This is a genomic window from Pseudomonas sp. Pseusp18, assembly GCF_059506005.1.
The window spans coordinates 6,245,137-6,270,210 of record NZ_CP169240.1 but is presented as its reverse complement, the minus strand read 5'-3'; the positions used below and the strand labels follow the sequence as shown (position 1 = coordinate 6,270,210).

Sequence of the window (25,074 nt, the reverse complement as noted above, 5' to 3'; positions counted from 1 at the left end):
GTGTAGGAGCGAGCTAGCTTCGCTCCTACAGATGGCTAAGGCATCAGGCCTTGAGGGTTTTCACGCCTTCGCTCGTGCCCAGCAGTAGCAAGTCAGCCGGGCGGGCCGCGAACAAACCGTTGGTGACCACGCCGACGATGGCGTTGATCTGTGTTTCCAGCTCCACCGGGTTGGTGATCTGCATGTTGAACACGTCGAGGATGATGTTGCCGTTGTCGGTTAGCACGCCTTCACGGTAAACCGGGTCGCCGCCGAGCTTCACCAGTTCGCGGGCCACGTGGCTGCGGGCCATCGGGATCACTTCCACCGGCAATGGGAACGCACCGAGCACCGGCACCAGTTTGCTGGCGTCGGCGATGCAGATGAAGGTCTTGGCCACGGCCGCCACGATCTTCTCGCGGGTCAGGGCTGCGCCGCCGCCCTTGATCAGGTGCAGGTGCTCGTCGCTTTCATCGGCGCCGTCGACGTAGAACTCCAGATCGCTGACGGTATTGAGCTCATACACCGGAATACCGTGGCCCTTGAGGCGCGCGGCGGTGGCTTCGGAACTGGCCACTGCGCCGTCAAACGCGCCTTTGTGCTTGGCCAGGGCGTCGATGAAGCAATTGGCGGTAGAGCCGGTGCCGACCCCGACGATGCTCTTGTCATCGAGTTTCGGGAGGATGAAGTCGACGGCGGCCTGAGCCACTGCCTGTTTGAGTTGATCCTGGGTCATGCGGGCTCCGAGGTGCCGAAGAGGGGGACGAAAGGCCGGCATTATAGGCCTCGCGATAGTGCTGGGGGAAACACTCCTGTGGCGAGGGGGCTTGCCCCCGTTGGAGTGCGCAGCGCTCCCCTGGCATTCTTTCAGACATACCGCATAAACAGATTTTACGACTACTTCGCAGCCGAACGGGGGCAAGCCCCCTCGCCACAATGGATCCGCGATGTCTGCAAAGGCTAAAACCTCTTGATTCGTGTGGTCGCACGCCCAAAAGCCGGGTTAGACTCCTTGGCCCTGCCCAACCCGTTCAGTGATGCTTTCCGATGCTCGAACAGTACGTCAAAAAGATCCTCACCTCGCGCGTTTATGACGTTGCCGTAGAAACCCCATTGCAGACTGCTCGCCAGCTCTCCGAGCGGCTGGGCAACGAGATTTGGCTCAAGCGTGAAGACTTGCAGCCGGTGTTCTCGTTCAAGATTCGCGGCGCTTACAACAAGCTGACGCAACTGAGCGATGAAGAGCGAGCGCGTGGCGTGGTCACCGCTTCGGCGGGCAACCATGCGCAAGGCCTGGCCCTGGCAGCCAAAGTGCTGGGCGTGAAAGCGACCATCGTGATGCCCAAGACCACCCCGGAGATCAAGGTCGAAGGCGTGCGTTCGCGCGGCGGCAAAGTGGTACTGCACGGCGATTCGTTCCCGGAAGCCCTGGCCTACTCGCTGAAACTGGTCGACGAAAAAGGCTACGTCTACATTCACCCCTACGACGATCCCCACACCATTGCCGGGCAGGGCACGGTGGCCATGGAGATTCTGCGCCAGCACCCGGGGCGCCTGGATGCGATCTTCGTTCCGGTGGGCGGCGGCGGATTGATCGCCGGGATTGCGGCGTACGTGAAATACCTGCGTCCGGACATCAAGATCATCGGTGTCGAACCGGATGATTCCAACTGCCTGCAAGCCGCCATGGCGGCCGGCGAGCGCGTGGTGTTGCCGACCGTGGGCCTGTTTGCCGATGGCGTCGCGGTGGCGCAGATCGGCCAGCACACCTTCGATATCTGCAAAGACTACGTTGATGAAGTGATCACCGTCAGCACCGATGAAATCTGTGCGGCGATCAAGGATATCTACGACGATACCCGCTCGATCACTGAACCTGCCGGCGCCTTGGGTGTGGCCGGGATCAAGAAGTACGTTGAGCAACGCGGCGTCACCGGTCACACCTTCGTGGCCATTGATTCTGGCGCCAACGTCAATTTCGACCGCTTGCGACACGTCGCCGAGCGCGCCGAGCTGGGCGAGGGCCGCGAAGCCATCATCGCCGTGACCATCCCCGAGAAACCGGGCAGTTTCAAGGCGTTCTGCGAAGCCATCGGCAAGCGCCAGATCACCGAATTCAACTACCGCTACAACACCGGCAGCGAAGCGCACATTTTTGTCGGCGTGCAGACCCATCCGGAAAACGACCCGCGCAGTGCGCTGCTCGGCAGTCTGACCGAGCAGGGGTTCCCGGTACTCGACCTGACCGACAACGAACTGGCCAAGTTGCACATACGCCACATGGTTGGCGGGCGTGCCGCCCAGGTGGTCGATGAGGTGGTGCTGCGCTTCGAGTTCCCGGAGCGTCCGGGTGCGTTGTTCAACTTTCTCAACAAACTCGGTGGGCGCTGGAACATTTCGATGTTCCACTACCGCAACCACGGCGCGGCGGATGGCCGTGTGGTCGCGGGCCTGCAAGTGCCCCACGACGAACGTCATCTGGTACCGGCGGCGCTGGAAGAAATCGGCTACCCGTACTGGGACGAAAGCGACAACCCGGCCTATCAGCTGTTTCTCGGCTGAGCGGCTACGCTGATGGGCAGCCTATAAGGAAATCGAACAATGGAAACGTTAACCGCCCTCAAAGTCGCGCATGGCGTGGCGACGGTGCTGCTGTTGCTGAGCGCACTGGGGCTGGCAATCTGGGTCTGGCGCACTCGTCGTAACGGTGATGCGACGGCGCCTGCGCGTACCTTGCAGCGACCGCAGGTGTTCATCTGGCTGTTGATGGGCCTGGCGCTGTTGAGCATGCCGTTCACCGGCTGGTGGATGGTGCATCTGGTGGGCTGGCCGTTGGGGCAGACCTGGTTGCTGGCGTCCAGTGTGCTGTACACCGTGGCGGCGCTGGGCTGGTTCTGGCTGCTGGTGCGGCTCAATCGGCTGCGCAAGGCGCCTTCGGCGGGCAATGGGAAGTTTACGTTGGCGTTGGCGTTGTTCAGTTTTGTCTGCTTTATCGCCATTGCGGGGTTGATGGGCGCCAAGCCGGTATAGCGCGGAATCTGTAGCAGCTGCCGAGGTACGAGGCTGCGATGGGCTGCGAAGCGGCCCCGAAGGGCGGTCCTGCGGACCGCAACGCAGCCTCGTACCTCGGCAGCTGCTACAGGCGTAATCAATCGCGCAGACTGATCACCGGCCAGCCACGTTTCTCGGCCTCGGCCCGCAAGTTAGGGTCCGGATCGACCGCGATCGGATTCGTCACTTGCTCCAGCAACGCCAAGTCGTTCATCGAGTCGCTGTAGAAATAACTGTCTTCCAGGCTGTGGCCGGTTTCTTCCAGCCAACGATTCAACCGGGTCACCTTGCCTTCACGGAAGCACGGGATATCGGTGCTGCGCCCGCTGTAGCGGCCGTCGATCATTTCGCATTCGGTGGCGATCAGGGTTTCAACGCCTAAACGCGTGGCGATCGGCCCGGTCACAAAGCGGTTGGTGGCGGTGATGATGACCAGCTTGTCGCCGGCCTCACGGTGTTGGGCCAGCAGTTCGAGGCCTTTGGGCAGCACGAGCGGTTCGATGCAGTCGCGCATGTAATCCAGGTGCCATTGATCCAGTGTCGCCATTTCGGTGCGACCAAGGACTTCCAGGCAGAAGTTCAGGTAGGCGGCCTGATCCAGCTTGCCGGCCAGGTAGTCCTGATAGAACTCGTCGTTGCGTGCCTTGTAGGCGACGGCGTCGAGGAAACCGCGTTCGCACAGATAATCGCCCCAGGCGTGGTCACTGTCGCCGCCCAGAAGCGTGTTGTCCAAGTCGAATAAAGCCAGCCGCATTGCAGTTACTCGCTGAAAAGTCTGTAGAAAGGTCTCCAGAATACGGACTTTTCACAAGAGTGCACATAAGGTAGGTCGGCTCGTTGCTGCTTTCACAACCTTTGTGGAACAATGCGGCGACATGCGTTTGCGAGGTTGTTGCCGTGATCGACCCCGATGGTTTCCGCCCCAATGTCGGGATCATTCTGACGAATGATGCTGGCCAGGTGCTATGGGCTCGCCGAATCAATCAAGATGCCTGGCAGTTTCCACAGGGCGGGATCAACCCCCAGGAGACGCCGGAAGACGCCTTGTACCGCGAGTTGAACGAAGAAGTGGGCCTGGAGCGCGAAGATGTTGAAATTCTCGCCTGCACCCGGGGCTGGTTGCGTTATCGTTTGCCGCAACGTTTGGTCAGAACGCACAGCCAACCGCTGTGCATCGGCCAGAAGCAGAAATGGTTTCTCCTGCGCCTGATCTCCAACGAGCAGCGGGTGCGGATGGATTTGACCGGTAAACCGGAATTCGATGGCTGGCGCTGGGTCAGCTATTGGTATCCGTTGGGCCAGGTGGTGACATTCAAGCGCGAGGTGTATCGACGCGCTCTCAAAGAGCTTGCCCCGCGCCTTTTAGCGCGCGACTGACGACGGAGTTCGACCCCGAGCCATGCTCAATACGCTGCGCAAGATCGTCCAGGAAGTTAACTCCGCCAAGGATCTCAAGGCGGCGTTGGGGATTATTGTGTTGCGCGTCAAAGAGGCCATGGGCAGCCAGGTCTGCTCGGTCTACCTGCTTGATCCAGAGACCAACCGCTTCGTGCTGATGGCCACCGAGGGCTTGAACAAGCGCTCGATCGGCAAAGTCAGCATGGCACCCAACGAAGGTCTGGTCGGCCTGGTCGGCACGCGTGAAGAACCCCTGAACCTCGAAAACGCCGCGGATCACCCGCGCTACCGTTACTTCGCCGAGACCGGTGAAGAGCGCTACGCGTCGTTCCTCGGGGCGCCGATCATTCACCACCGCCGCGTCGTCGGCGTGTTGGTCATTCAACAAAAGGAACGCCGCCAGTTCGATGAGGGTGAAGAAGCCTTCCTCGTGACCATGAGCGCGCAGCTCGCCGGCGTTATCGCCCACGCCGAGGCCACCGGTTCGATCCGTGGCCTGGGCCGTCAGGGCAAAGGTATTCAGGAAGCAAAGTTCGTCGGCGTACCGGGTTCGCCGGGCGCGGCGGTCGGCACCGCGGTCGTCATGCTGCCACCGGCCGATCTGGACGTGGTGCCGGACAAGACCATCACCGACATCGATGCAGAACTTGGGTTGTTCAAGACGGCCATCGAAGGCGTGCGCGCCGACATGCGTGCCTTGTCCGCCAAGCTGGCAACCCAGCTGCGGCCTGAAGAGCGGGCGCTGTTCGACGTCTACCTGATGATGCTCGATGATGCCTCGCTCGGCAGCGAAGTCACCACCGTGATCAAGACCGGTCAGTGGGCCCAGGGCGCATTGCGTCAGGTGGTTACCGATCACGTCAACCGTTTCGAACTGATGGACGACGCCTACCTGCGTGAGCGCGCCTCGGACGTCAAAGACCTCGGTCGCCGTTTGCTCGCCTACTTGCAGGAAGAGCGGCAGCAGACGCTGGTCTACCCCGACAACACCATTCTGGTCAGCGAAGAACTGACGCCGGCGATGCTCGGCGAGGTGCCGGAAGGCAAGCTGGTGGGCCTGGTGTCGGTACTCGGTTCCGGCAACTCCCACGTGGCGATCCTGGCGCGCGCCATGGGTATTCCGACGGTGATGGGCCTGGTCGACCTGCCGTACTCCAAGGTCGACGGCATCCAGATGATCGTCGACGGCTACCACGGCGAGGTCTACACCAACCCGAGTGACGTGCTGCGCAAGCAGTTCGCCGACGTGGTCGAGGAAGAGAAACAACTGGCCCTCGGGCTGGATGCATTGCGCGACCTGCCGTGCGTAACGGTCGATGGCCACCGCATGCCGCTGTGGGTCAACACCGGCCTGCTGGCGGACGTGGCGCGGGCGCAGAAGCGCGGTGCCGAGGGCGTGGGTCTGTACCGGACCGAAGTGCCGTTCATGATCAACCAGCGTTTCCCGAGTGAAAAGGAACAACTGGCGATCTATCGCGAGCAACTCGCCGCGTTCCATCCACAACCAGTGACCATGCGCAGCCTGGACATTGGCGGTGACAAGGCGCTGTCGTACTTCCCGATCAAGGAAGACAACCCGTTCCTCGGCTGGCGCGGCATTCGCGTGACCCTCGACCACCCGGAAATCTTCCTGGTGCAGACTCGCGCCATGCTCAAGGCGAGCGAAGGCCTGAACAACCTGCGCATTCTGTTGCCGATGATTTCCGGCACCCATGAACTGGAAGAAGCCTTGCACCTGATCCACCGGGCCTGGGGCGAAGTCCGCGACGAAGGCACCGACGTGCCGATGCCGCCGGTTGGCGTGATGATCGAGATTCCGGCGGCGGTGTACCAGACCAAGGAACTGGCGCGGCAAGTGGACTTCCTGTCGGTCGGCTCCAACGACCTGACCCAGTACCTGTTGGCCGTGGACCGAAACAACCCACGGGTGGCCGACCTCTACGACTACCTGCACCCGGCGGTGCTGCAAGCCCTGCAGAGCGTGGTGCGCGATGCGCATGCCGAAGGCAAACCGGTGAGTATCTGCGGCGAAATGGCCGGTGACCCGGCGGCGGCGGTGCTGTTGATGGCAATGGGCTTCGACAGCCTGTCGATGAACGCCACCAACTTGCCGAAAGTGAAGTGGATGCTGCGTCAGATCAACCTGAGCAAGGCCAAGGAGTTGCTGGCGGAGCTGATGACCATCGACAACCCGCAAGTTATCCACAGCTCACTGCAACTGGCGCTGAAGAACCTTGGGTTGGCGCGGATGATCAATCCGGCTTCGGTCAAGACCCTCTAACCGAGTGGACGCAAAAAGATCGCAGCCTTCGGCAGCTCCTACAGGTGTACGCAAAGCCCTGTAGGAGCTGCCGAAGGTTCGGGCCGCGTTCGGACGATCTTTTAGATTTTGATCTCTATTTCCCCAAGATGCCCCCCATACGGCCCGAAGCTCCGTTCGACCATATGCCGCACCCCATCCGCCTGAACAATCAACGCCGTGCTCGCCCGTGTCCCATAAGCCTGGCTCTTGATAAACACACTCGACAACAACGTCTCGGTGGTTTGCCCCACGCCAGTGTCCGGCAGCTCGGCAAGCGGCGCCGTCTGCGGATCGCTGAGCAAGGCCAATAGCGCCTGCGGCTGCGGGTCGTCCAGTACTTCGCTCAGTGCTGCCTTGGCCTTGAGCACTTTTGGCCACGGTGTATCCAGCCCCGCGTTCGATAGCCCATAAACCCCAGGCTTGAGCCTGACCGCCTCGGTCTCCCGGGCATTGAAGTGCCACAACTCGCTGGCATTGCCGATCAGCAGATTAAACCCGGCATATTCAGGCGAACGTCGGACAACGTCGTTTAAATAGTCTTCAATCGGCATGTCGCCGATGAGAAATTGCGCCACCAGTTCGCCTCGCGACCTGGCGGCCGGCGGCTGAAGTGGATCGCGGATGTTGGTCAGCGCGGCGAAGCGCCCATGGGCGCCGACACCGAGCCACGTACCGCCGGCCTCAAGGTCACGACCGGCGTACACGTGCGCAGCTTGCGGCCATTGCGCCAAAGGCAGGCTGGGCCGGGCATAGAATTCGTCGCGGTTGGCCGCCACGATCAGCGGTTGGGCATGACCCGGCCGCCAGGCAAAGACAATCAGGCACATAAGGTGGTCCTTGTGTGTTTTTTGCTCACTCTACGCAGACATCGCTCATCGATCCATCGCCATCCGCAGTGGAGCCCGAGGCCATGCATCCGTTACCATGCCGCTCCTGTTTCGGGATGCTTGGGGATGTGGCCATGGAATTTCTGCTCTATCTGGCGCTGGGCGCCTGTGCGGGCGTGCTGGCCGGGCTGTTTGGGGTAGGCGGCGGGATCATTATCGTTCCGGTGCTGGTGTTCAGCTTCACCTTGCAGGGATTTGATGTGTCGATCCTGACGCATCTTGCAGTCGGCACTTCCCTGGCGACGATCATTTTTACGTCGGTCAATGCGGTTCGCGAGCATCATCGCCGCGGCGCCGTGCGTTGGCCGATTTTTGCCTGGATGACCCTCGGCATTCTGATCGGTGCCGGTTTCGGCGCGCTGACCGCCGAAGCGATCTCCGGGCCGAATCTGCAGAAGATCATCGGCGTATTCGCGTTGATCATCGCGGTTCAACTCGCTTTGGACTTCAAACCCAAGGCCAGCCGAACGGTGCCTGGTAAAGTCGGCCTGACCGTGGCCGGCAGTGTGATTGGCTGGGCCTCGGCGATTTTCGGGATCGGCGGCGGTTCGCTGACCGTGCCGTTCCTGACCTGGCGCAGCGTACCGATGCAACAAGCGGTGGCGACGTCGTCGGCTTGTGGCCTGCCCATCGCCTTGGCAAGTGCATTAAGTTTCATGATTCTGGGCTGGCACGATCCACTGCTGCCGGCCCATAGTCTCGGTTTTGTTTATTTGCCGGCGCTGCTGGGGATCGCCCTGACCAGCATGGTCTTCGCCCGCCTCGGTGCGCGACTGGCCCACAGGCTGTCGCCACGCTTGCTGAAAAGACTGTTTGCCGCTTTGCTGTTTTGCGTCGGCTTGAACTTCCTGCTCTGACACGTAACGCAATCCTGGCTTAATCCTGGCGTGACAGCGTCGCCCGGGAATTTTGAAGGTTTCAACTCTAACGAGGAGTCGCAATGCTGCCTTACCCGCAGATCGACCCGGTGGCCCTGGCCATCGGTCCGCTGAAAATCCACTGGTACGGCCTGATGTACCTGGTCGGCATCGGCGGCGCGTGGCTGCTGGCGTCCCGTCGGCTGAACCGCTTCGACCCGACCTGGACCAAGGAGAAACTCTCCGACATGGTGTTCTGGATGTCGATGGGCGTCATCGTCGGCGGCCGCCTGGGTTATGTGCTGTTTTATGATCTGAGCGCTTACCTGGCCAACCCGATGTTGATCTTCGAAGTGTGGAAGGGCGGCATGTCGTTCCACGGTGGCTTCATCGGTGTGATGCTCGCAGCGTTGTGGTTTGGTAAAAAGAACAACAAGTCGTTCTTCCAGCTGATGGATTTCGTCGCGCCGATGGTGCCGATCGGCCTGGGCGCCGGACGCATTGGTAATTTCATCAACGCCGAGTTGTGGGGCAAGCCGACCGACGTGCCGTGGGCGATGATCTTCCCGCCGTTCAGCGACCCGGCGCAGTTGCCGCGTCATCCGTCGCAGCTGTACCAGTTTGCGCTGGAAGGTGTGGCGCTGTTCCTGATCCTCTGGCTGTTCTCGCGCAAGCCACGGCCGACCATGGCGGTGTCCGGGATGTTCGCGCTGTTCTACGGCATCTTCCGGTTCATCGTCGAATTCGTTCGCGTACCGGATGCGCAGCTGGGCTATCTGGCCTGGAACTGGCTGACCATGGGCCAGGTGCTGTGCGTACCGATGATCGTCGGCGGTCTATTCCTGATCTGGCTGGCTTATCGACGCGCCCCGGCGGCCCCCGCAGCTGCATAAGAAGCCGGCGCAAAAAATTCGAACCCCGGGGCGACGGCTCCGGGTTCAAGGACACAGGTAATTCATGAAGCAATATCTCGAACTGGTCGCCCATGTCATCAAGAACGGCACCAAACAGGCCAACCGCACCGGCGTGAACACCATCAGCTTTCCGGGTGCGATGCTGCGCTTCGATTTGCAGGAAGGTTTCCCGGCGATCACCACCCGCAAGATGGCGTTCAAGTCGGCCATCGGCGAGATGTGCGGTTTTCTGCGCGGGGTGAACAACGCCGCTGAATTCCGTGCGTTGGGCTGCAAGGTCTGGGACCAGAATGCCAACGAAAACGCCCAGTGGCTGGCCAACCCGTTCCGTCAGGGCGAAGACGACCTCGGCGAGATCTACGGCGTGCAATGGCGCAAATGGCCGGCGTACAAGCAGATTCCGGTCAGCAACCAGGCCGCCATCGAGCAGACCCTGAGCCAGGGTTATCGGCAGATCGCCGAAGGCGAAGAAGACGGCCAGGCTTATGTGGTGCTGTACAAGGCGATCGACCAGATCCGCCAGTGCGTCGACACCATCATCAAGGACCCGGGCAGCCGTCGCATCCTGTTCCACGGCTGGAACGTTGCGCAGCTCGATGAGATGGCCCTGCCGCCGTGCCACTTGCTGTACCAGTTCCACCCGAATGTCGAGACCAGGGAAATCTCCCTGACCCTCTACATCCGCTCCAACGACCTGGGCCTGGGCACGCCGTTCAACCTCACCGAAGGCGCCGCGCTGCTGAGCCTGATCGGCCGCCTGACCGGTTACACGCCGCGCTGGTTCACCTATTTCATCGGCGATGCCCACGTCTACGAAAACCACCTGGATATGCTCAACGAACAGCTCAAGCGCGAGCCGTTCGCTATGCCGAAGCTGAAGATATCCGACCGTGTGCCGGAATTCGCCAAGACCGGCGTGTACCAGCCGGAATGGCTGGAGCTGATCGAGCCGAGTGACTTCTCGCTCGAAGGCTACGAGCACCACGCCCCAATGACCGCGCCGATGGCGGTCTAAAGCGTCACGCCGATTCCCCTGTAGGAGCTGCCGAAGGCTGCGATCTTTTGATCTTGATCTTTAAGGATCAAAAGATCGCAGCCTTCGGCAGCTCCTACGGGGGTTGTGGTGTTTTTAGTGGCCGTGACTGCGGCCAACATGGGAATGCTCCACCTCCGTCGCCACAACCCCGCCACTCACCTCCAACCGCTGCAAAATCCCGCACTGATCGATATCCGGCCCTTCGCTGCAGCGTTGGCGCAGGTCGAGCAGTTGTGTCTGCAACGCCAGCAAACCGTCGATTCGTGCCTTCACATGGTGGATATGTTCGTCGATCAACGCGTTGACGTTTTCGCATTGATCCTGCGGGCTGTCGCGCAGGGCCAGCAGGCTGCGGATTTCCTCGAGAGTCATGTCGAGGGTGCGGCAGTTGCGGATGAAGGTCAGGCGCTCGGCGTGGGCCTGGGTGTAGACGCGGTAATTACCGTCGCTGCGGGCCGGTTCCGGCAGCAGGTTTTCGCGCTCGTAGTAGCGGATGGTTTCCACGGCGCAGTCGGTGAGTTTCGCCAGTTCTCCTATTTTCATCGCGTCAATCTCCAAAAGGGTGCTTGACCCTATAGTGGCTACAGGGTCTTTACTTGGCAACAGGCACCTTCATGGACGCGACCAATGAGCGATTCTCTTCACACCCACAAACCCGAGGCTGATCACGATCACGATCACGATCACAGCCACAAGCTGCAGCCTGTGCCCCAGCATGTCCATGGTAGCCATGATCATGGCGGCCACGGCGATTCCTGCTGTTCCTCCAAAGCCGCAGCGCCATCGCTGATCAAGTTGAGCGAAACGCCGACCGCTGGCGCGCGGCTGAGCAGCTTCCGCATCGAGGCCATGGACTGCCCGACCGAGCAGACGCTGATCCAGAACAAGCTCGGCAAGCTTGCGGGTGTGCAGCAACTGGAGTTCAACCTGATCAACCGGGTGTTGGGCGTGACCCATGACCTGCCGGGCACCGCGCCGATCATCGAGGCGATCAAGTCGCTCGGCATGCACGCCGAGCCGCTGGAACAAGGCGTCGAAGCGCCAATACCTGTGCCAGAGAAAAAACCTTGGTGGCCATTGGCGCTGTCCGGCGTTGGTGCGTTGGCGGCTGAAGTGATCCACTTCACTAACGCGGCGCCCAATTGGGTGGTGGCGGTGATTGCGCTGATCTCAATCCTCAGTGGCGGCCTGGGTACCTATAAAAAGGGCTGGATCGCCCTGAAAAACCTCAACCTGAACATCAACGCGCTGATGAGCATCGCGGTGACCGGTGCGGTCCTGATCGGCCAATGGCCGGAAGCGGCGATGGTGATGTTCCTGTTCACCGTCGCCGAGTTGATCGAAGCCAGGTCCCTGGACCGGGCGCGCAACGCCATCGGCGGACTGATGCAGATGGCGCCCGAGCAAGCCACGGTGCAGCAAGCCGATGGCAGTTGGGTCGCACAACCGGTGAAAAACATCGAGCTGGGTGCGCGGGTGCGAGTGCGTCCCGGCGAGCGGATCGGTCTGGATGGCGAAGTGGTGTCCGGCAGCTCGACCATCGATCAGGCGCCGATTACCGGCGAGAGCCTGCCGGTCGAGAAAACCGTTGGCGACAAGGTGTTTGCCGGCACCATCAACCAGTCCGGTTCGCTGGAATATGTGGTGACTGCCGCAGCGAGCAATTCGACCCTGGCGCGGATCATTCATGCCGTCGAACAGGCCCAAGGGGCGCGGGCGCCGACCCAGCGTTTCGTCGACAGCTTTTCGAAAATCTACACACCGGCGGTGTTCATCCTGGCCCTCGCCGTGGCGGTGATCCCGCCGCTGTTCATGGACGCGCTGTGGTTCGACTGGATCTATCGGGCGCTGGTGTTGCTGGTGGTCGCCTGCCCATGCGCCTTGGTGATTTCCACTCCGGTGACCATCGTCAGCGGCCTCGCGGCAGCGGCGCGCAAAGGGATTCTGGTCAAGGGCGGCGTCTACCTGGAGCACGGCTACAAACTCGATTACCTGGCTCTCGACAAGACCGGCACCCTCACGCATGGCAAACCGGTGCAGACCGACTATTTGTCCCTCGACCCGACCGCCGATCAAACAGCCCCGGCCCTTGCGGCGGCGCTGGCTGGTCGCTCGGATCACCCGGTGTCGCTGGCCATCGCCAACGCGGCAGTTGTGGATAACCAGCGCGCGCCGCTGACTGTGGATAACTTCGAAGCCTTGGCGGGGCGTGGAGTACGCGGTGAGATCAATGGTGAGCTCTATCACCTGGGCAACCATCGACTGGTGGAAGATCTGGGCCTGTGTTCTCCAGCGCTGGAAGAAAAACTGTTTGCGCTGGAGAAACAGGGCAAGTCGGTGGTGCTGTTGCTCGACAAGTCAGGTCCCCTGGCGCTGTTCGCCGTGGCAGACACCGTGAAAGCGTCCAGCCGCGAAGCGATCCAGCAATTGCATGAGCTGGGCGTCAAAACCCTGATGCTGACCGGCGACAACGTTCACACCGCCCAGGTCATCGCCGCCCATGTGGGCATTGATCAGGCGCAGGGCGATCTGTTGCCGACCGAGAAGCTGCAAGCCATCGAAACGCTGTATGCCCAGGGTTATCGCGTGGGAATGGTCGGCGACGGCATCAACGACGCCCCGGCGCTGGCGCGGGCCGAGATCGGTTTCGCCATGGCAGCGGCCGGTACCGATACCGCCATCGAAACCGCCGATGTCGCCCTGATGGACGATGATCTGCGCAAGATCCCTGCCTTCATCAGCCTGTCGCGGCAGACCTCTAACATCCTCAAACAGAACATTGCCCTGGCATTGGTCATCAAAGCGATCTTTCTTGGGGTAACCTTCGCCGGGATCGCCACCATGTGGATGGCGGTGTTCGCCGACATGGGCGTGAGCCTGTTGGTGGTGTTCAACGGTTTGCGCCTGTTGCGCAAATAGACGATGAGGGACGGGTGTGCTGAGTGCCGAGCTGAAGGCGTTTTACATGGTGGCCCGGCTGGGCAGCATTACCCTGGCGGCGAAAAAGCTCGGCCTGAGCCAACCGACGGTGACGACCCAGATTCGGCATCTGGAAAGCCAGTATTCGGTTGAGCTGTTCTACCGTGGCGGCCGCCGCCTCAGCGTCAGCGACGAAGGCGCGCGGCTGTTGCCGATGGTCAAGGCACTGTTGCAGCAGGAAGCCGATATCGAGTTCTTCCTGCGTAACAGTGGTCAGGTCCAGGGCACGTTGCGCATCGCCGCCACGGCGCCGTATTACATCCTCGATCTGGTGAAGACCTTTCGCGAGCGCTTGCCGCAGGTGGAGGTGTCGGTGGAAATCGGCAACTCCCAGCAGGTGCTCGAAGCGCTGGAGGATTACCGGGTCGATGTTGCCGCGTCCTCGCAGTTGCTCGACGATGCGCGGTTGATTCGCCGGGTGCTCGGCAGCGATCCGCTGGTGTTGGCGGTGCATCGCAATCATCCGCTGGCGGTGCATGATCATGTACCGCTCAGTGCGCTGGCGGGGCATACCTTGTTGATGCGCGAGTCGGGCTCGACCACTCGGCGCTTGACCGAAGAGTTGCTGGCCAGCGCAGGAGTGAGTTTCGGGCCGTTGCTGGAGATTGGTAGTCGCGAGTCGATTCGTGAAGCGGTGCTGCGCAACATCGGCATCAGCATCATCGCCCGGCAGGAAGTGCCGCACGATCCGCAATTGCGGGTGTTGACCCTCGAAAATGCGCCGCAGATTCCCGAATACCTGTACTGCCTCAAGGAACGAAAAGGCGCCCGGCTGCCGGCGGCGTTTCTCGGGTTGGCGCAGGAAATGGCCCCGGCGTAGATCCCTGTGGCGAGGGAGCTTGCTCCCGCTGGACTGCGCAGCAGGCCCATTTTCTGGGGCCGCTTCGCAACCCAGCGGGAGCAAGCTCCCTCGCCACAGGTTATTCACTGTTCGTTCCATCCAACTAAAATCCCCGAATACCACTATCGGCCGTTTTTGCCTCGTTGCCACATGACAGACGCATTGCAAACCTAGGATGGCCCTCATCTGCTTGATGAGGCCTGTCCATGAACCACTCGATCGCAACTGCCCTGACCAACCCCGGCGCGCCGATGAAAGTGCGCGGCGTGCAGAAACGCTTCGGCGCGTTCACCGCGCTGGATAACGTTTCCCTCGACGTGGCAGCGGGTGAGCTGGTGTGCCTCTTGGGGCCGTCGGGCTGTGGCAAAACCACCTTGCTGCGCTGCATCGCCGGCCTTGAGCGCCAGGACAGCGGCGAGTTGTACCTCGGCGATCGCGACGTTTCCCACCTGGCACCTCAAGCCCGGGACTACGGCATTCTCTTCCAGTCCTACGCGTTGTTCCCCAATCTCACCGTCGAAGCGAACATCGCCTACGGCCTCGCCGGCAGCGGTCGCGAGGAAGTGCGCCAGCGAGTCGGTCAGATGCTGGAACTGGTCGGCCTGATCGGCAGTGAAAAAAAATACCCCGGCCAGTTATCTGGCGGCCAACAGCAACGGGTGGCCCTGGCTCGGGCCTTGGCTCCGGCGCCGTCATTGTTGTTGCTGGACGAACCGATGTCGGCGCTCGACGCCCGGGTCCGCGAGCATCTGTGCACCGAACTGCGCCAATTGCAGCGCAATCTCGGCATCACCACCCTGATGGTCACCCACAATCAGGACGAGGCCATGCTGATGGCCGACCGAATCGCCGTGATGAACAACGGCAAGGTCGAGCAGTACACCACGCCGCAGGATATCTACGACCGTCCGGCCACACCGTTTGTGGCGGAGTTTGTCGGTCAGGGCAACTGGCTGCCGTTCCGCCGTAGCAGCGACAGCCATGCCCAGGTCGGCGGGATGCACATGCGCCTGGCCGAAGGCAGTGCGAAAACCGCGTCGGGCCGGTTGTTCTGCCGCCCCGAAGCGATCAACGTCAATCCGCTGGTGCATGAAGAAAACCTGTTCCCGGCCAAGGTTCGCGAAATCACTTTCCTCGGCAATCGTTGCCGCATGAGCTTCGAACTCGATCAGCTGCCGGGCCATGCGCTACTGGCGGAACTGGCGCCGGAAGCCATGCCGCGACTCGGTGCGCAACAGATCATGGTCGCCTTGCCGCCGCGCAGCCTGCAGGTGTTTGCCTGATGAACGCGAACGTCGCGCTGCCGATACCGCACAAGCAGGTTCGGCAGACCTCCCGCGCCGAGATCGGCGACCGGTTGTTCGTGGTCGGCGGCAAGGTGCTGTTGCTGGTGTTGCTCGGCGTGGCGGTGTTGATGCCGTTGCTGGCGATCTTCTGGCGCGGGCTCAGTTCGCAGGCCGGGCAGGGCGGTGGTCTGGTGGCTGCCGGTGAATTGCTGACCAGTGCGAATTTCCATTGGTTGCTCGGTAACAGCCTGAAGGTTTCCCTCAGCGTGGCGGCGATTGTCGTACCGTTGGCCTACCTGTTTGCCTACGCCCTGCAACGCACGATGATTCCCGGCAAAGGTATCTGGCGCGGCATGTCGCTGCTGCCGTTGATGGCGCCGTCGATGTTGCCGGGGATTGCGCTGGTTTATCTGTTCGGTAATCAGGGCCTGTTGCGCGGTCTGCTCTCGGACAACATCTACGGTTTCTGGGGCATTGTGCTCGGCGAGGTCATCTATACCTTCCCACACGCCTTGATGATTTTGCTGTCGGCGTTGTCCCTGGCGGATGCGCGACTGTTCGATGCCGCCTCCAGCATGGGCGCCAGTCCGGCGAAAGCCTTTCGCAGCATCACTTGGCCGGCGACGCGTCAGGCGGTATTCGCGGCGTTCTGTTTGGTGTTCACCCTGACCATCACCGACTTCGGTGTGCCCGTGGTGGTCGGTGGCGACTATCAAGTGCTGGCGCTGGAAGCCTACAAAGCGGTGGTCGGCCAGCAACAATTCGGTCGCGGCGCACTGATCGGCATGGTCCTGCTGCTGCCGGCGCTGTTCAGCTTTGGTGTCGACGCCTGGCTGCGTCGGCGTCACGGCGACTCCATGAGCGGTCGGGCGCAAGTGTTTCAACCAGCGCCGTCGAAGCTGCGCGACGGTTGTTATCTGGCCATCGTGCTGCTGATCTGCGCGGTATTGCTGCTGGTGTTCGGCATGGCGGTGTACTCGTCGCTGGTGAAGTTCTGGCCGTACAACCTGTCGCTGTCGCTCAACCATTACCAGTTCAACGACACCGCGGGAGGCGGCTGGCTGGCCTACGGCAACAGCGTGAAGATGGCGCTGTGCACGGCGTTGATCGGCAGCGTGCTGATCTTCACCGGCGCGTACCTGATGGAAAAGACCCGTGGTCAGCGCGGCCTGAATCTGATGTTGCGCATGCTCAGTTTCGTACCGATGGCGGTGCCGGGCCTGGTGCTGGGGCTGGGTTACGTCTTCTTCTTCAACCTCAACGGCAATCCGTTGCATGTGTTCTACGGCAGCATGAGCCTGCTGGTGGTTTGCACCATTGCTCACTATTTGACCACCGCGCAAATGACCGCCACCACCGCGCTGCGCCAACTCGACGCCGAGTTCGAAGCCGCCGCGCTGTCGCTCAAGGCGCCGCTGTATCGGCACTACCTGCGGGTCACCGTGCCGATCTGCCTGCCGGCGCTGTTGGACATCGTGCGCTACCTGTTCGTCTCGGCCATGACCACCGTCTCGGCGGCGATCTTCCTCTACAGCCCCGACACCATTCTCGCGGCGGTGGCGGTGCTGAACATGGACGACGCCGGCAACGTCGGCGGCGCGGCGGCGATGTCGACCCTGATTCTGTTCACCTCGGCAGGCGTGTCCCTGCTGCTGGCCTGGGCCTCGCGCGGTTTATTGCGTCGCTCCCAGGCCTGGCGGCAGACCGCGCCCGGTCTTTGATTCACACCTTCAACTCACACAGGAATTGCACCATGTTCAAGCCCTTGGCCCTGGCCGCTGCTGTCCTCACCGCTTTCAGCCTGAACGCCTTCGCTGCGAAAACCGAGTTGACGGTGTACACCGCCCTCGAAGCCGAACAACTGAAGACCTACAAAGAAGCCTTCGAGAAGGCCAACCCGGACGTCGAGATCAAGTGGGTGCGCGACTCCACCGGCATCATCACCGCCAAGCTGCTGGCCGAAAAAGCCCGCCCGCAAGCCGATGCGGTGTGGGGCCTGGCGGCATCGAGCCTGGCGATCCTCGATCAGCAAGGCATGCTGCAAAGCTACGCGCCGAAGGACCTGGGCAAGATCGGCGGCAACTACCGTGATGCTGCCAACCCACCGGCCTGGGTCGGCATGGACGTGTGGGCGGCGACCATTTGCTTCAACACTGTCGAAGCCGAAAAGCAGGGTTTGAGCAAGCCCGTGAGCTGGCAGGACCTGACCAAGCCTGAGTACAAAGGCAAGATCGTCATGCCCAACCCGGCCTCGTCCGGCACCGGTTTCCTCGACGTCAGCGCCTGGCTGCAAACCTTCGGCGAGAAGCAGGGCTGGCAGTACATGGACGACCTGCACCAGAACATCGGCCAGTACGTTCACTCCGGTTCCAAGCCGTGCAAACTCGCCGCTGCCGGTGAATTCCCGATCGGCATTTCCTTCGAATACCCGGCTGTTCAGTTGAAGCGCCAAGGCGCGCCGCTCGACATCATCCTGCCGAAAGAAGGCCTGGGCTGGGAGATCGAAGCGACCGCCGTGATCAAAGGCACACCGAATGAAGACGCGGCGAAGAAACTGGCCGACTTCTCCGCAAGCCCGGCGGCGATGGAACTTTATAAAGAGAACTTCGCGGTGCTCGCGCAACCGGGTATCGCCAAGCCGCAGACCGAATTGCCGGCGGACTATGAGCAGCGCTTGATCAAGAACGACTTTGCCTGGGCCTCGAAGAATCGCGACGAGATCCTGACTGAATGGCGCAAGCGCTATGACGGCAAGTCCGAGAAAGTAGCTGCCAAGTAACTGACTCACACCTTGTGGCGAGGGAGCTTGCTCCCGCTGGACTGCGCAGCAGGCCCCTTCTTTTCAGATAGAGAGGGGGGGCCGCTACGCGCCCCAGCGGGAGCAAGCTCCCTCGCCACAAAAAGCGGGATTATCTTCATGACACACCACAGCGACATGCTGATCGTCGGCGCCGGCATTCTCGGCCTGTCCCACGCCTATGCCGCCGCCAGGCGCGGCCTCAAGGTCAAAGTCTTCGATCGCAGCGCCACGCCATTGGGCGCTTCGGTACGCAACTTCGGCCAGGCACTGGTCACCGGCCAACCACCGGGACCAATGCTGGAACTGGCCAGAGCCAGTCGAGAAATCTGGGGCCAATGGGCAGAACTCGCCGGCCTGCACCTCAAGCGCAACGGCTCGTACCTGTTCGCGCGTACCGAAGCGGAAGAACACCTGCTGGAAGCCTTCTGCGCCGGGCGTGCCGTGGAGCACGGTTACCGTGTCGAGCTGTTGCGCGGCAACCCATTGCGGGATTTATACAGCGGTCAGTTCAGCCATCACCGCGCCGCGTTGCACGGCATGGACGACCAACAGTTGTATTCCCGCGAGGCGATTCCGGCATTGATCGACTATCTGCGCCGTGAGTTGGGCGTCGAGTTTCACTTCTCTGCCCTGGTACGCGACATCGAGCCGGGCCGCGTGCACAGCACCGCCGGCACCTTCAACGCCGAGCAGATCATCGTTTGCTCCGGCCACGATTATCAAACTTTGCTGGCCGAGCCGATTGCCGAACTCAACCCGCAAGTCTGTCGGCTGCAAATGCTCCGCGCCCGGCCGCAGATCAACCTCAACCTGCGACACGCACTGCTCACCGGTCTGAGTTGTGTGCACTACGGCGCCTTCGCCGATCTGCCGGAAGCTGCGGCGGTACAGGCGCAGATTCTGCGCGAGGCGCCTCATCTGCATGAAAACGGCATTCACCTGCTGATCAGCCCGACACCATACGGTGAATTAATCATCGGCGACTCCCACCATTACGGCAGCGATCCGTCGCCGTTCAATGCCGAGCAGGTGGACGACTGGATGCTCGAACTGGCCGAACAAACCCTGGGTTGCAAGGTGCAAGTGATCGAGCGCTGGCAGGGTGTTTACGGTTCGCGCGGCCCCGGCCCGTTCTCCTTTCTGCGGCCGATGCCGGGTGTGAGCGTGGCGCTGATGCACACTGGTGTCGGCATGAGTGTCGGGCCGGCGTTGGCGGAACGTAACGTCGCCAGCTTATTGGGGGACGGTTGATGGACCGCCATCAGCAAGTGATCGTCGAGGTGTTCGGTCTGTACGAGCGGTTTGGCGACAACGACTACATCGGCGAACCGGTGTCGCAGATCGAGCACATGTCGCAAGCGGCCGAACTGGCGATGGCCGAGGGCTTCGATGATGAAGTAGTACTGGCGGCGTTCTTTCACGACATCGGGCATCTCTGTGCCGAGGGGGTCGAGAGCATGGGCGGCTTTGGTGTGGTCAGCCATGAGTGTTTGGGCGCTGATTATTTGCGTCGGGCCGGCTTCAGCGAACGCATGGCGCGGCTTGTGGAGTATCACGTGCAGGCGAAGCGTTATCTGACGCTCAAAGAGCCTGGGTACTACGAGCGTCTGAGTGAAGCCAGTCGGCGGACGCTGGAGTATCAGGGCGGGCTGATGAGCGCTGAAGAGGCTGAGGCCTTTGAGCAGGATCCGTTGTGTGCCGTCAGTTTGCGGATGCGCCAGTGGGATGAGTTGGCCAAGCAGATGTGGGTGCCGGTGATTGATCTGGATGTGTTGAAGGAAAAGGCGTTGCGTGTGCTGCGTACTTAACTATCAATCACCTTTTCAGCCAACACCTCAACCTGCTCCTGTCGCTCTGCCTGATTCAGCTTCGAATGAGGATTGAGCGACGACCACTGCGGATGCGCCCGGGCCTTGTTCAGCGCTTCCGGCAGTTTGCCTTCGCGCCAGGTTTTGTCCTGCGGTGTGGCGACCTGAATGCTGTCCATTGCCGCATGCCCACGCTGGTTCAGGGCTTGCAGCAATTGCCGCTGGCGCAAGGCCAACAGCCGCAGCACGCTGTCGTCGACGGTCAGTTCTCGCTGGCCCTTGATCTTGCCCAGCAGGCGGCTGCCGTAACTGCGGGCGGTTTGCAGGGCGCCGCCGGCGATCGCTCCGGCCAGTGCCGCCGCGCCGAGGGTCAGGCCGCCCACCAGCAAATCGACTCCGGCCCCGGCCGCTGCACCGGCCGCGATACCGCCGCCGACCCGTACACCGAGCTGTTTCAGGGTTTCCGGGTTGAACAAGTCATCGCCCCAGCGGCCATCGAGCAGCGGCAAGTCACTGGCCGCCGCGTCCTGTGGGCGGAAGGCGTAGAGCTTGAGCAAGGCTTCGACGCAGCGTTGTTCGCGCTGACGCACCGCTTTGCGCAATTCACTGATCGCTTGCTGTTCCTGCTCCGCTTCGCTGGCGACACTGCGGCGGCAGGCGGCGCAATCGATCAATAAATCGGCAATCAGCTGCGCTGCACTCTGCTGACGGGCCAAGCGTTGGGCCTGCTGATCGGCGATCAGGCGCTCCAGTTGTCCGCGAGAGTTTTCCAGCAGTAGCGCGAGGCTTTCATACAGTCGGCGTTCGCCATCTTCCGGCGGCGCGACGCTGTCGAACCGCACCAAGGCATGCAAGCCCAACCGCGCCAGGGCTTCACGCCAATCCGGTTCGCGCTGCTGGGCGCTGCTGACAAAGTTCAGCACCGGCAGCAGCGGTTTGCCGCAACTGGCCAGCACTTGCAGTTCGTCGCGGTACTTGGCCAGCACTGGCTCCCGAGCGTCGATCACATAGAGGCCGGCGTCGGAGGCGAGCAATTGTCGCAACACCTTGGCTTCCTGTTCGAAGCGCTGCCGGGCTTCGCTGCCCTCAAGGAAGCGCGCCAGCCGCGCCGGGCCGTCGAGGCGTTCACCGGGTCGCTCCAGGCGCTCGAGGTAGTCGAGCAGGGCGATGGCATCTTCCAGGCCCGGCGTGTCGAACAGATCGAGCAGAGGCTCGCCGTCCACCGACAATCGCGCGCCCTCGACGTGGCGCGTGGTGCTGGGGCGATGGGACACTTCGCCGAAGCCGACATCCCGCGTCAGCGTGCGCAGCAACGAGGTTTTGCCGACGTTGGTGTGGCCGACCACGGCGAGCTTCAAGGGCTGTTTCCAGGTATCAGTCATGACCCGTCTCCAGCCAGTTCAACGGCGCGCAATCGGCGAATGGCAGGTCCAGTTGTTGTAGCGCAACATGCCAGTCGCCCAGGCGTTCGGCATCCAGCGCTTCGCCGGGCGGCGCTTGCAGCAGCCACACGCGGGTAGCCGTAGCACTGCGAGCCAGTTCGGCAATCAGCGCGAGGCTGCCACGGTCCGGCGAACGCCGTGGATCGCAGGCGATGGCCAGGCGGGCCGGGGGAAAGCGACTCAGCTGTTCAAGCAGTTTGTGCCGGGATTCGCGGCTGTCGAGGATGCCGGCGTCGTTGACGCTTTTCGGCAGCTGCGGTGGCCAGGGGCGTTGATCGTCCAGCTCGATGGCCACCAACAGTGCGCCATCGCTTTGCAGATCGCTGGCCGCGTTTTCAACCCGGTGAAGTTGCTCAGGCGCGGCATCGCTAATACCCAGGCGTTCGCTGGTGGGCATCAGCCGTTCGCGCAGTTGGGCGTAACCGGGTAGGTTCAAGTCCAGATGCAAGGCTGCCTGGCCGGTTTTCCAGCGCCACCGGCAGAACAATGCGAGCAGCAGGCGCGGTAACACGCCGTACACCAGCAGCACGCCCACCAGCCACGCCGCCCAGGCCTGGCGGGCGCTTTCGATGTTCAGCGCGGTATCGCCGCTGGCGCGGATCATCTCCACGCTGGGCACACTGAAACCGAGCAAGGCCGGCAGGGCGCCGAGGGCCTGGGTCATGGCGACGAAGGTGTCGGCGCCGAGAATAGTGGTCTCCCAGACGAAGCCATAGCGCCGGGTCGCCATCAGCGTCAGCAGCATCACCAAGGCACTGAGCATCGCCAACAACCACAAGCCGTTGACCAGCACACCCAGCGCCCACCGATTGAGTTTCTGCCGTTGCAGTAACAGCAGCAGGGCTGGCGCCAGTTGCGCGGCGTTGGCATCGCGGGCGAGTTTTTCACTGAGCCACAACCACAAGCGTCCGAGGGCGGCGCTCTGTTCGCCGGCGAACACCAGGCCCAGGGCCCAGCTCAATAGCAGAATCAGGTTCAGCCCCAGCAGGCTGCCCAAGGCCCAGAACACATTGACCGGGGTCTGGCCGTCGCCCAGCGCGGCAAACGCCAGGCCGGCGCCACTGATCACGGCCAGCACGGCGAGCACGATCAACGCCAGTCGCGCGCCTTGCAGCCAGTGTTTGAGGGCGCGGGTCTGCCCGTCGCGCTCGGCCAGCCACCGGGCGCGGCATTGAATGCGCGTCGGCAGGTCGCCGCCGGCGCTACGGGCGACTCGGTTGGCTTCCAGATCATCCAGGGGGCCGGCGTGTTCTTCACGCAGGCGGATGGTTTCGCTCAGCCAGAGGTTTTGCAGGGGCGTCAGTTCAGTCACGCGGCATCCCGTCGCTTCATTGAGCGATGAGCATAACCGCTGTGACGCTTATCGGGGTAAGGGAGGCTCTGGTATCCTCGCCGGCATGACTAAATCACTCCCCCTCAGCCTGATCGCAGCCCTCGGTGAAAACCGTGTGATCGGCGTCGACAACAGCATGCCCTGGCACTTGCCGGGGGACTTCAAATACTTCAAGGCCACCACCCTCGGCAAGCCGATCATCATGGGGCGCAAGACCTGGGATTCCCTCGGTCGTCCGCTGCCGGGCCGGTTGAACATCGTGGTCAGTCGCCAGGCGGATTTGCAGCTGGAAGGCGCGGAGGTTTATCCGTCACTGGAGGCGGCCGTGGTTCGCGCCGAGGAATGGGCGCTGGAGCAGGGCGTCGATGAGTTGATGCTGATAGGTGGCGCGCAGTTGTATGCGCAAGGTCTGGAGCAGGCCGATCGGCTATACCTGACGCGCGTGGCGCTGAGCCCGGAAGGGGATGCGTGGTTTCCGGAGTTTGATTTGAACCAGTGGAAGCTGGTGTCGAATGTTCCAAATCCGGCGGAAGGCGACAAGCCGGCGTACAGCTTCGAGGTTTGGGAGCGCACATAGATCGTTCCCACGCGGGAGCGTGGGAACGATCAGTACGGGTTAAGCGTGAGCCAACTCCGAATGCTCATCTGCATCCAACAGCGCTTTATCCGTCTGCTGCATGAGTTGGCTGGTGATCGCCCCGGCGGTGATCGAGCCACTGACGTTCAACGCCGTACGACCCATGTCGATCAGCGGTTCAACCGAAATCAGCAACGCCACCAGTGACACCGGCAAGCCCATGGCCGGCAACACGATCAGCGCGGCGAAGGTCGCGCCCCCACCAACCCCGGCCACCCCGGCCGAACTCAGCGTCACAATCGCCACCAACGTCGCGATCCACAGCGGGTCCAGCGGGTTGATGCCCACGGTTGGTGCAACCATCACCGCCAGCATCGCCGGGTACAGACCGGCACAGCCGTTCTGGCCAATGGTCGCGCCAAACGAGGCGGCGAAACTGGCGATGGACTGTGGAATACCCAAACGGCTGGTCTGGGCTTCGATGCTCAATGGAATGGTGGCGGCGCTGGAGCGGCTGGTGAAGGCGAACGTCAGCACCGGCCAGATCTTGCGGAAGAAGCGCAACGGGTTGATCCCGGCGGCCGATACCAGCACGCCATGGACCACAAACATCAGGCCCAGGCCGATGTAGGACACCACCACGAAACTGCCGAGCTTGATGATGTCTTGCAGATTGGAGCCGGCGACCACTTTGGTCATCAGCGCCAACACGCCGTACGGGGTCAGCTTCATCACCAGGCGCACCAGGCGCATCACCCAGGCTTGCAGGGTGTCGATGGCGTTGATCACTTTCTGACCTTTCTCGACATCATCCTTGAGCAGTTGCAGCGCCGCGACCCCAAGGAATGCGGCGAAGATCACCACACTGATGATCGACGTCGGTTTGGCGCGAGCGAGGTCGGCGAACGGGTTCTGCGGGATGAACGACAACAACAGTTGCGGCACATTCAGGTCGGCGACCTTGCCCGCGTAGTCGGTCTGGATGGTTTGCAGGCGAGCCATTTCCTGGGTGCCGGCGACCAGTCCTTCGGCGGTGAGGCCGAACAGGTTGGTCAGGCCGATACCGATCAACGCCGCGATGGCGGTGGTGAACAGCAGCGTGCCGATGGTCAGGAAACTGATCTTGCCCAGAGACGAAGCGTTGTGCAGACGGGCCACGGCACTGAGGATCGAGGCGAACACCAGCGGGATCACGATCATCTGCAGCAACTGCACGTAACCGTTGCCCACCAGATCGAACCAGCCGATCGAGGCTTTCAGCACCGGGTTGCCCGCACCATAAATCGTGTGCAGGGCGATACCGAATACCACGCCCAGCACCAGCGCCAGCAACACCTTTTTCGCCAGGCTCCAGGTGGTGTGACGGGGTTGCGCCAGGCCAAAGAGCAAGGCGAGGAACACCAGCAGATTGAGGATCAGTGGCAGATTCATAGAGGCTCCATAGACTTGTGCCAGCCACCTTCGTGTGTGACTGCGAACCGGTGAGCCTAACAGCTTGATATGTAATGATTTAATATCAAAAACAGCGGTCAACTGTCGTTTTTGGAATAAGCCAATGCCGCTATAAGGAATGCCGCTGACGGA

22 protein-coding genes are annotated in these 25,074 nt (G+C 61.9%); 15 read left to right on the top strand and 7 right to left on the bottom strand.

Annotation, left to right across the window (positions count from 1 at the left end; all coding sequences use genetic code 11):
* Nucleotides 1-43: 43 nt before the first annotated feature.
* Entirely contained in the window at nt 44-715 is a 672-nt protein-coding gene (gene rpiA / locus ACEN9A_RS28330; protein ID WP_007939283.1) for a ribose-5-phosphate isomerase RpiA, read from the bottom strand.
* A 311-nt stretch (nt 716-1,026) separates the two neighbouring features.
* Between rpiA and ilvA the strand changes: the two genes are divergently transcribed.
* Nucleotides 1,027-2,541, top strand: a complete 1,515-nt coding sequence (gene ilvA, locus ACEN9A_RS28325; RefSeq protein WP_258671527.1) for a threonine ammonia-lyase, biosynthetic — start codon at nt 1,027-1,029, stop codon at nt 2,539-2,541.
* Nucleotides 2,542-2,580: 39 nt separating this feature from the next.
* Complete coding sequence (locus ACEN9A_RS28320) at nt 2,581-3,009, top strand: DUF2269 family protein (RefSeq protein ID WP_258671525.1); 429 nt, start codon at nt 2,581-2,583, stop codon at nt 3,007-3,009.
* 118 nt (nt 3,010-3,127) lie between these two features.
* Here ACEN9A_RS28320 and ACEN9A_RS28315 read toward each other — a convergent pair whose 3' ends face one another.
* Nucleotides 3,128-3,784 (bottom strand): histidinol-phosphatase, encoded by a 657-nt coding sequence (locus ACEN9A_RS28315; RefSeq protein WP_018928655.1) that lies wholly within the window; start codon nt 3,782-3,784, stop codon nt 3,128-3,130.
* Between the two features lie 143 nt (nt 3,785-3,927).
* Here ACEN9A_RS28315 and ACEN9A_RS28310 point away from each other — a divergent pair, with 143 nt between their 5' ends.
* Complete coding sequence (locus ACEN9A_RS28310) at nt 3,928-4,407, top strand: RNA pyrophosphohydrolase (protein ID WP_007897732.1); 480 nt, start codon at nt 3,928-3,930, stop codon at nt 4,405-4,407.
* A 22-nt stretch (nt 4,408-4,429) separates the two neighbouring features.
* Nucleotides 4,430-6,709: a phosphoenolpyruvate--protein phosphotransferase gene (gene ptsP / locus ACEN9A_RS28305; protein WP_018928656.1), complete on the top strand. Its 2,280-nt coding sequence runs from the start codon at nt 4,430-4,432 to the stop codon at nt 6,707-6,709.
* Between the two features lie 101 nt (nt 6,710-6,810).
* Here the strand turns inward: ptsP and ACEN9A_RS28300 are convergent, their stop codons facing one another.
* The gene (locus ACEN9A_RS28300) at nt 6,811-7,557 is read right to left on the bottom strand and encodes an NRDE family protein (RefSeq protein WP_258671523.1); all 747 of its coding nucleotides are present in this window, start codon (nt 7,555-7,557) and stop codon (nt 6,811-6,813) included.
* 134 nt (nt 7,558-7,691) lie between these two features.
* Between ACEN9A_RS28300 and ACEN9A_RS28295 the strand changes: the two genes are divergently transcribed.
* The 3 genes from ACEN9A_RS28295 to ACEN9A_RS28285 all read left to right on the top strand — a co-directional run bounded on the left by ACEN9A_RS28295 (nt 7,692) and on the right by ACEN9A_RS28285 (nt 10,403).
* Nucleotides 7,692-8,474: a sulfite exporter TauE/SafE family protein gene (locus tag ACEN9A_RS28295; RefSeq protein WP_258671521.1), complete on the top strand. Its 783-nt coding sequence runs from the start codon at nt 7,692-7,694 to the stop codon at nt 8,472-8,474.
* 83 nt (nt 8,475-8,557) lie between these two features.
* Entirely contained in the window at nt 8,558-9,367 is an 810-nt protein-coding gene (lgt, locus tag ACEN9A_RS28290; RefSeq protein WP_019580577.1) for a prolipoprotein diacylglyceryl transferase, read from the top strand.
* Nucleotides 9,368-9,431: 64 nt separating this feature from the next.
* On the top strand, nt 9,432-10,403 hold the full coding sequence (locus tag ACEN9A_RS28285) for a thymidylate synthase (RefSeq protein WP_008007347.1): 972 nt from the start codon (nt 9,432-9,434) through the stop codon (nt 10,401-10,403).
* Nucleotides 10,404-10,517: 114 nt separating this feature from the next.
* Here ACEN9A_RS28285 and cadR read toward each other — a convergent pair whose 3' ends face one another.
* On the bottom strand, nt 10,518-10,967 hold the full coding sequence (cadR, locus tag ACEN9A_RS28280; protein WP_007897786.1) for a Cd(II)/Pb(II)-responsive transcriptional regulator: 450 nt from the start codon (nt 10,965-10,967) through the stop codon (nt 10,518-10,520).
* 84 nt (nt 10,968-11,051) lie between these two features.
* Here cadR and ACEN9A_RS28275 point away from each other — a divergent pair, with 84 nt between their 5' ends.
* From ACEN9A_RS28275 to ACEN9A_RS28245, 7 genes are all read left to right on the top strand, one after another.
* The gene (locus tag ACEN9A_RS28275; RefSeq protein WP_258671518.1) at nt 11,052-13,343 is read left to right on the top strand and encodes a heavy metal translocating P-type ATPase; all 2,292 of its coding nucleotides are present in this window, start codon (nt 11,052-11,054) and stop codon (nt 13,341-13,343) included.
* A gap of 16 nt (nt 13,344-13,359) precedes the next feature.
* The gene (locus ACEN9A_RS28270; protein ID WP_018928662.1) at nt 13,360-14,223 is read left to right on the top strand and encodes a LysR family transcriptional regulator; all 864 of its coding nucleotides are present in this window, start codon (nt 13,360-13,362) and stop codon (nt 14,221-14,223) included.
* 227 nt (nt 14,224-14,450) lie between these two features.
* A complete protein-coding gene (locus ACEN9A_RS28265) occupies nt 14,451-15,527 on the top strand; it encodes a putative 2-aminoethylphosphonate ABC transporter ATP-binding protein (protein ID WP_258671516.1) in 1,077 nt (358 codons plus the stop codon).
* Nucleotides 15,527-17,251 (top strand): putative 2-aminoethylphosphonate ABC transporter permease subunit, encoded by a 1,725-nt coding sequence (locus tag ACEN9A_RS28260; protein WP_258671515.1) that lies wholly within the window; start codon nt 15,527-15,529, stop codon nt 17,249-17,251. The genes ACEN9A_RS28265 and ACEN9A_RS28260 overlap by 1 nt, the downstream gene beginning before the upstream one ends.
* 32 nt (nt 17,252-17,283) lie before the next feature.
* On the top strand, nt 17,284-18,309 hold the full coding sequence (locus ACEN9A_RS28255; RefSeq protein WP_258671513.1) for a putative 2-aminoethylphosphonate ABC transporter substrate-binding protein: 1,026 nt from the start codon (nt 17,284-17,286) through the stop codon (nt 18,307-18,309).
* Between the two features lie 138 nt (nt 18,310-18,447).
* Nucleotides 18,448-19,581 carry a TIGR03364 family FAD-dependent oxidoreductase gene (locus ACEN9A_RS28250; RefSeq protein WP_258671511.1) on the top strand — a complete coding sequence of 378 codons (1,134 nt, stop codon included), beginning with the start codon at nt 18,448-18,450 and terminating at the stop codon, nt 19,579-19,581.
* The gene (locus ACEN9A_RS28245) at nt 19,581-20,138 is read left to right on the top strand and encodes a phosphonate degradation HD-domain oxygenase (RefSeq protein ID WP_258671509.1); all 558 of its coding nucleotides are present in this window, start codon (nt 19,581-19,583) and stop codon (nt 20,136-20,138) included. Before ACEN9A_RS28250 ends, ACEN9A_RS28245 begins: the two co-directional genes overlap by 1 nt.
* On the opposite strand, the gene ACEN9A_RS28240 is transcribed toward ACEN9A_RS28245, so the two are convergent.
* Nucleotides 20,135-21,520 (bottom strand): GTPase/DUF3482 domain-containing protein, encoded by a 1,386-nt coding sequence (locus tag ACEN9A_RS28240; RefSeq protein WP_258671508.1) that lies wholly within the window; start codon nt 21,518-21,520, stop codon nt 20,135-20,137. The two genes, ACEN9A_RS28245 and ACEN9A_RS28240, sit on opposite strands and share 4 nt — an antisense overlap.
* Nucleotides 21,513-22,892 carry a DUF2868 domain-containing protein gene (locus ACEN9A_RS28235; RefSeq protein ID WP_258671507.1) on the bottom strand — a complete coding sequence of 460 codons (1,380 nt, stop codon included), beginning with the start codon at nt 22,890-22,892 and terminating at the stop codon, nt 21,513-21,515. Before ACEN9A_RS28235 ends, ACEN9A_RS28240 begins: the two co-directional genes overlap by 8 nt.
* An 85-nt stretch (nt 22,893-22,977) precedes the next feature.
* Here ACEN9A_RS28235 and ACEN9A_RS28230 point away from each other — a divergent pair, with 85 nt between their 5' ends.
* Entirely contained in the window at nt 22,978-23,490 is a 513-nt protein-coding gene (locus tag ACEN9A_RS28230; RefSeq protein ID WP_258671506.1) for a dihydrofolate reductase, read from the top strand.
* Between the two features lie 39 nt (nt 23,491-23,529).
* Here the strand turns inward: ACEN9A_RS28230 and ACEN9A_RS28225 are convergent, their stop codons facing one another.
* Nucleotides 23,530-24,921 carry an L-cystine transporter gene (locus ACEN9A_RS28225; protein WP_258671505.1) on the bottom strand — a complete coding sequence of 464 codons (1,392 nt, stop codon included), beginning with the start codon at nt 24,919-24,921 and terminating at the stop codon, nt 23,530-23,532.
* Nucleotides 24,922-25,074 lie beyond the last annotated feature (153 nt).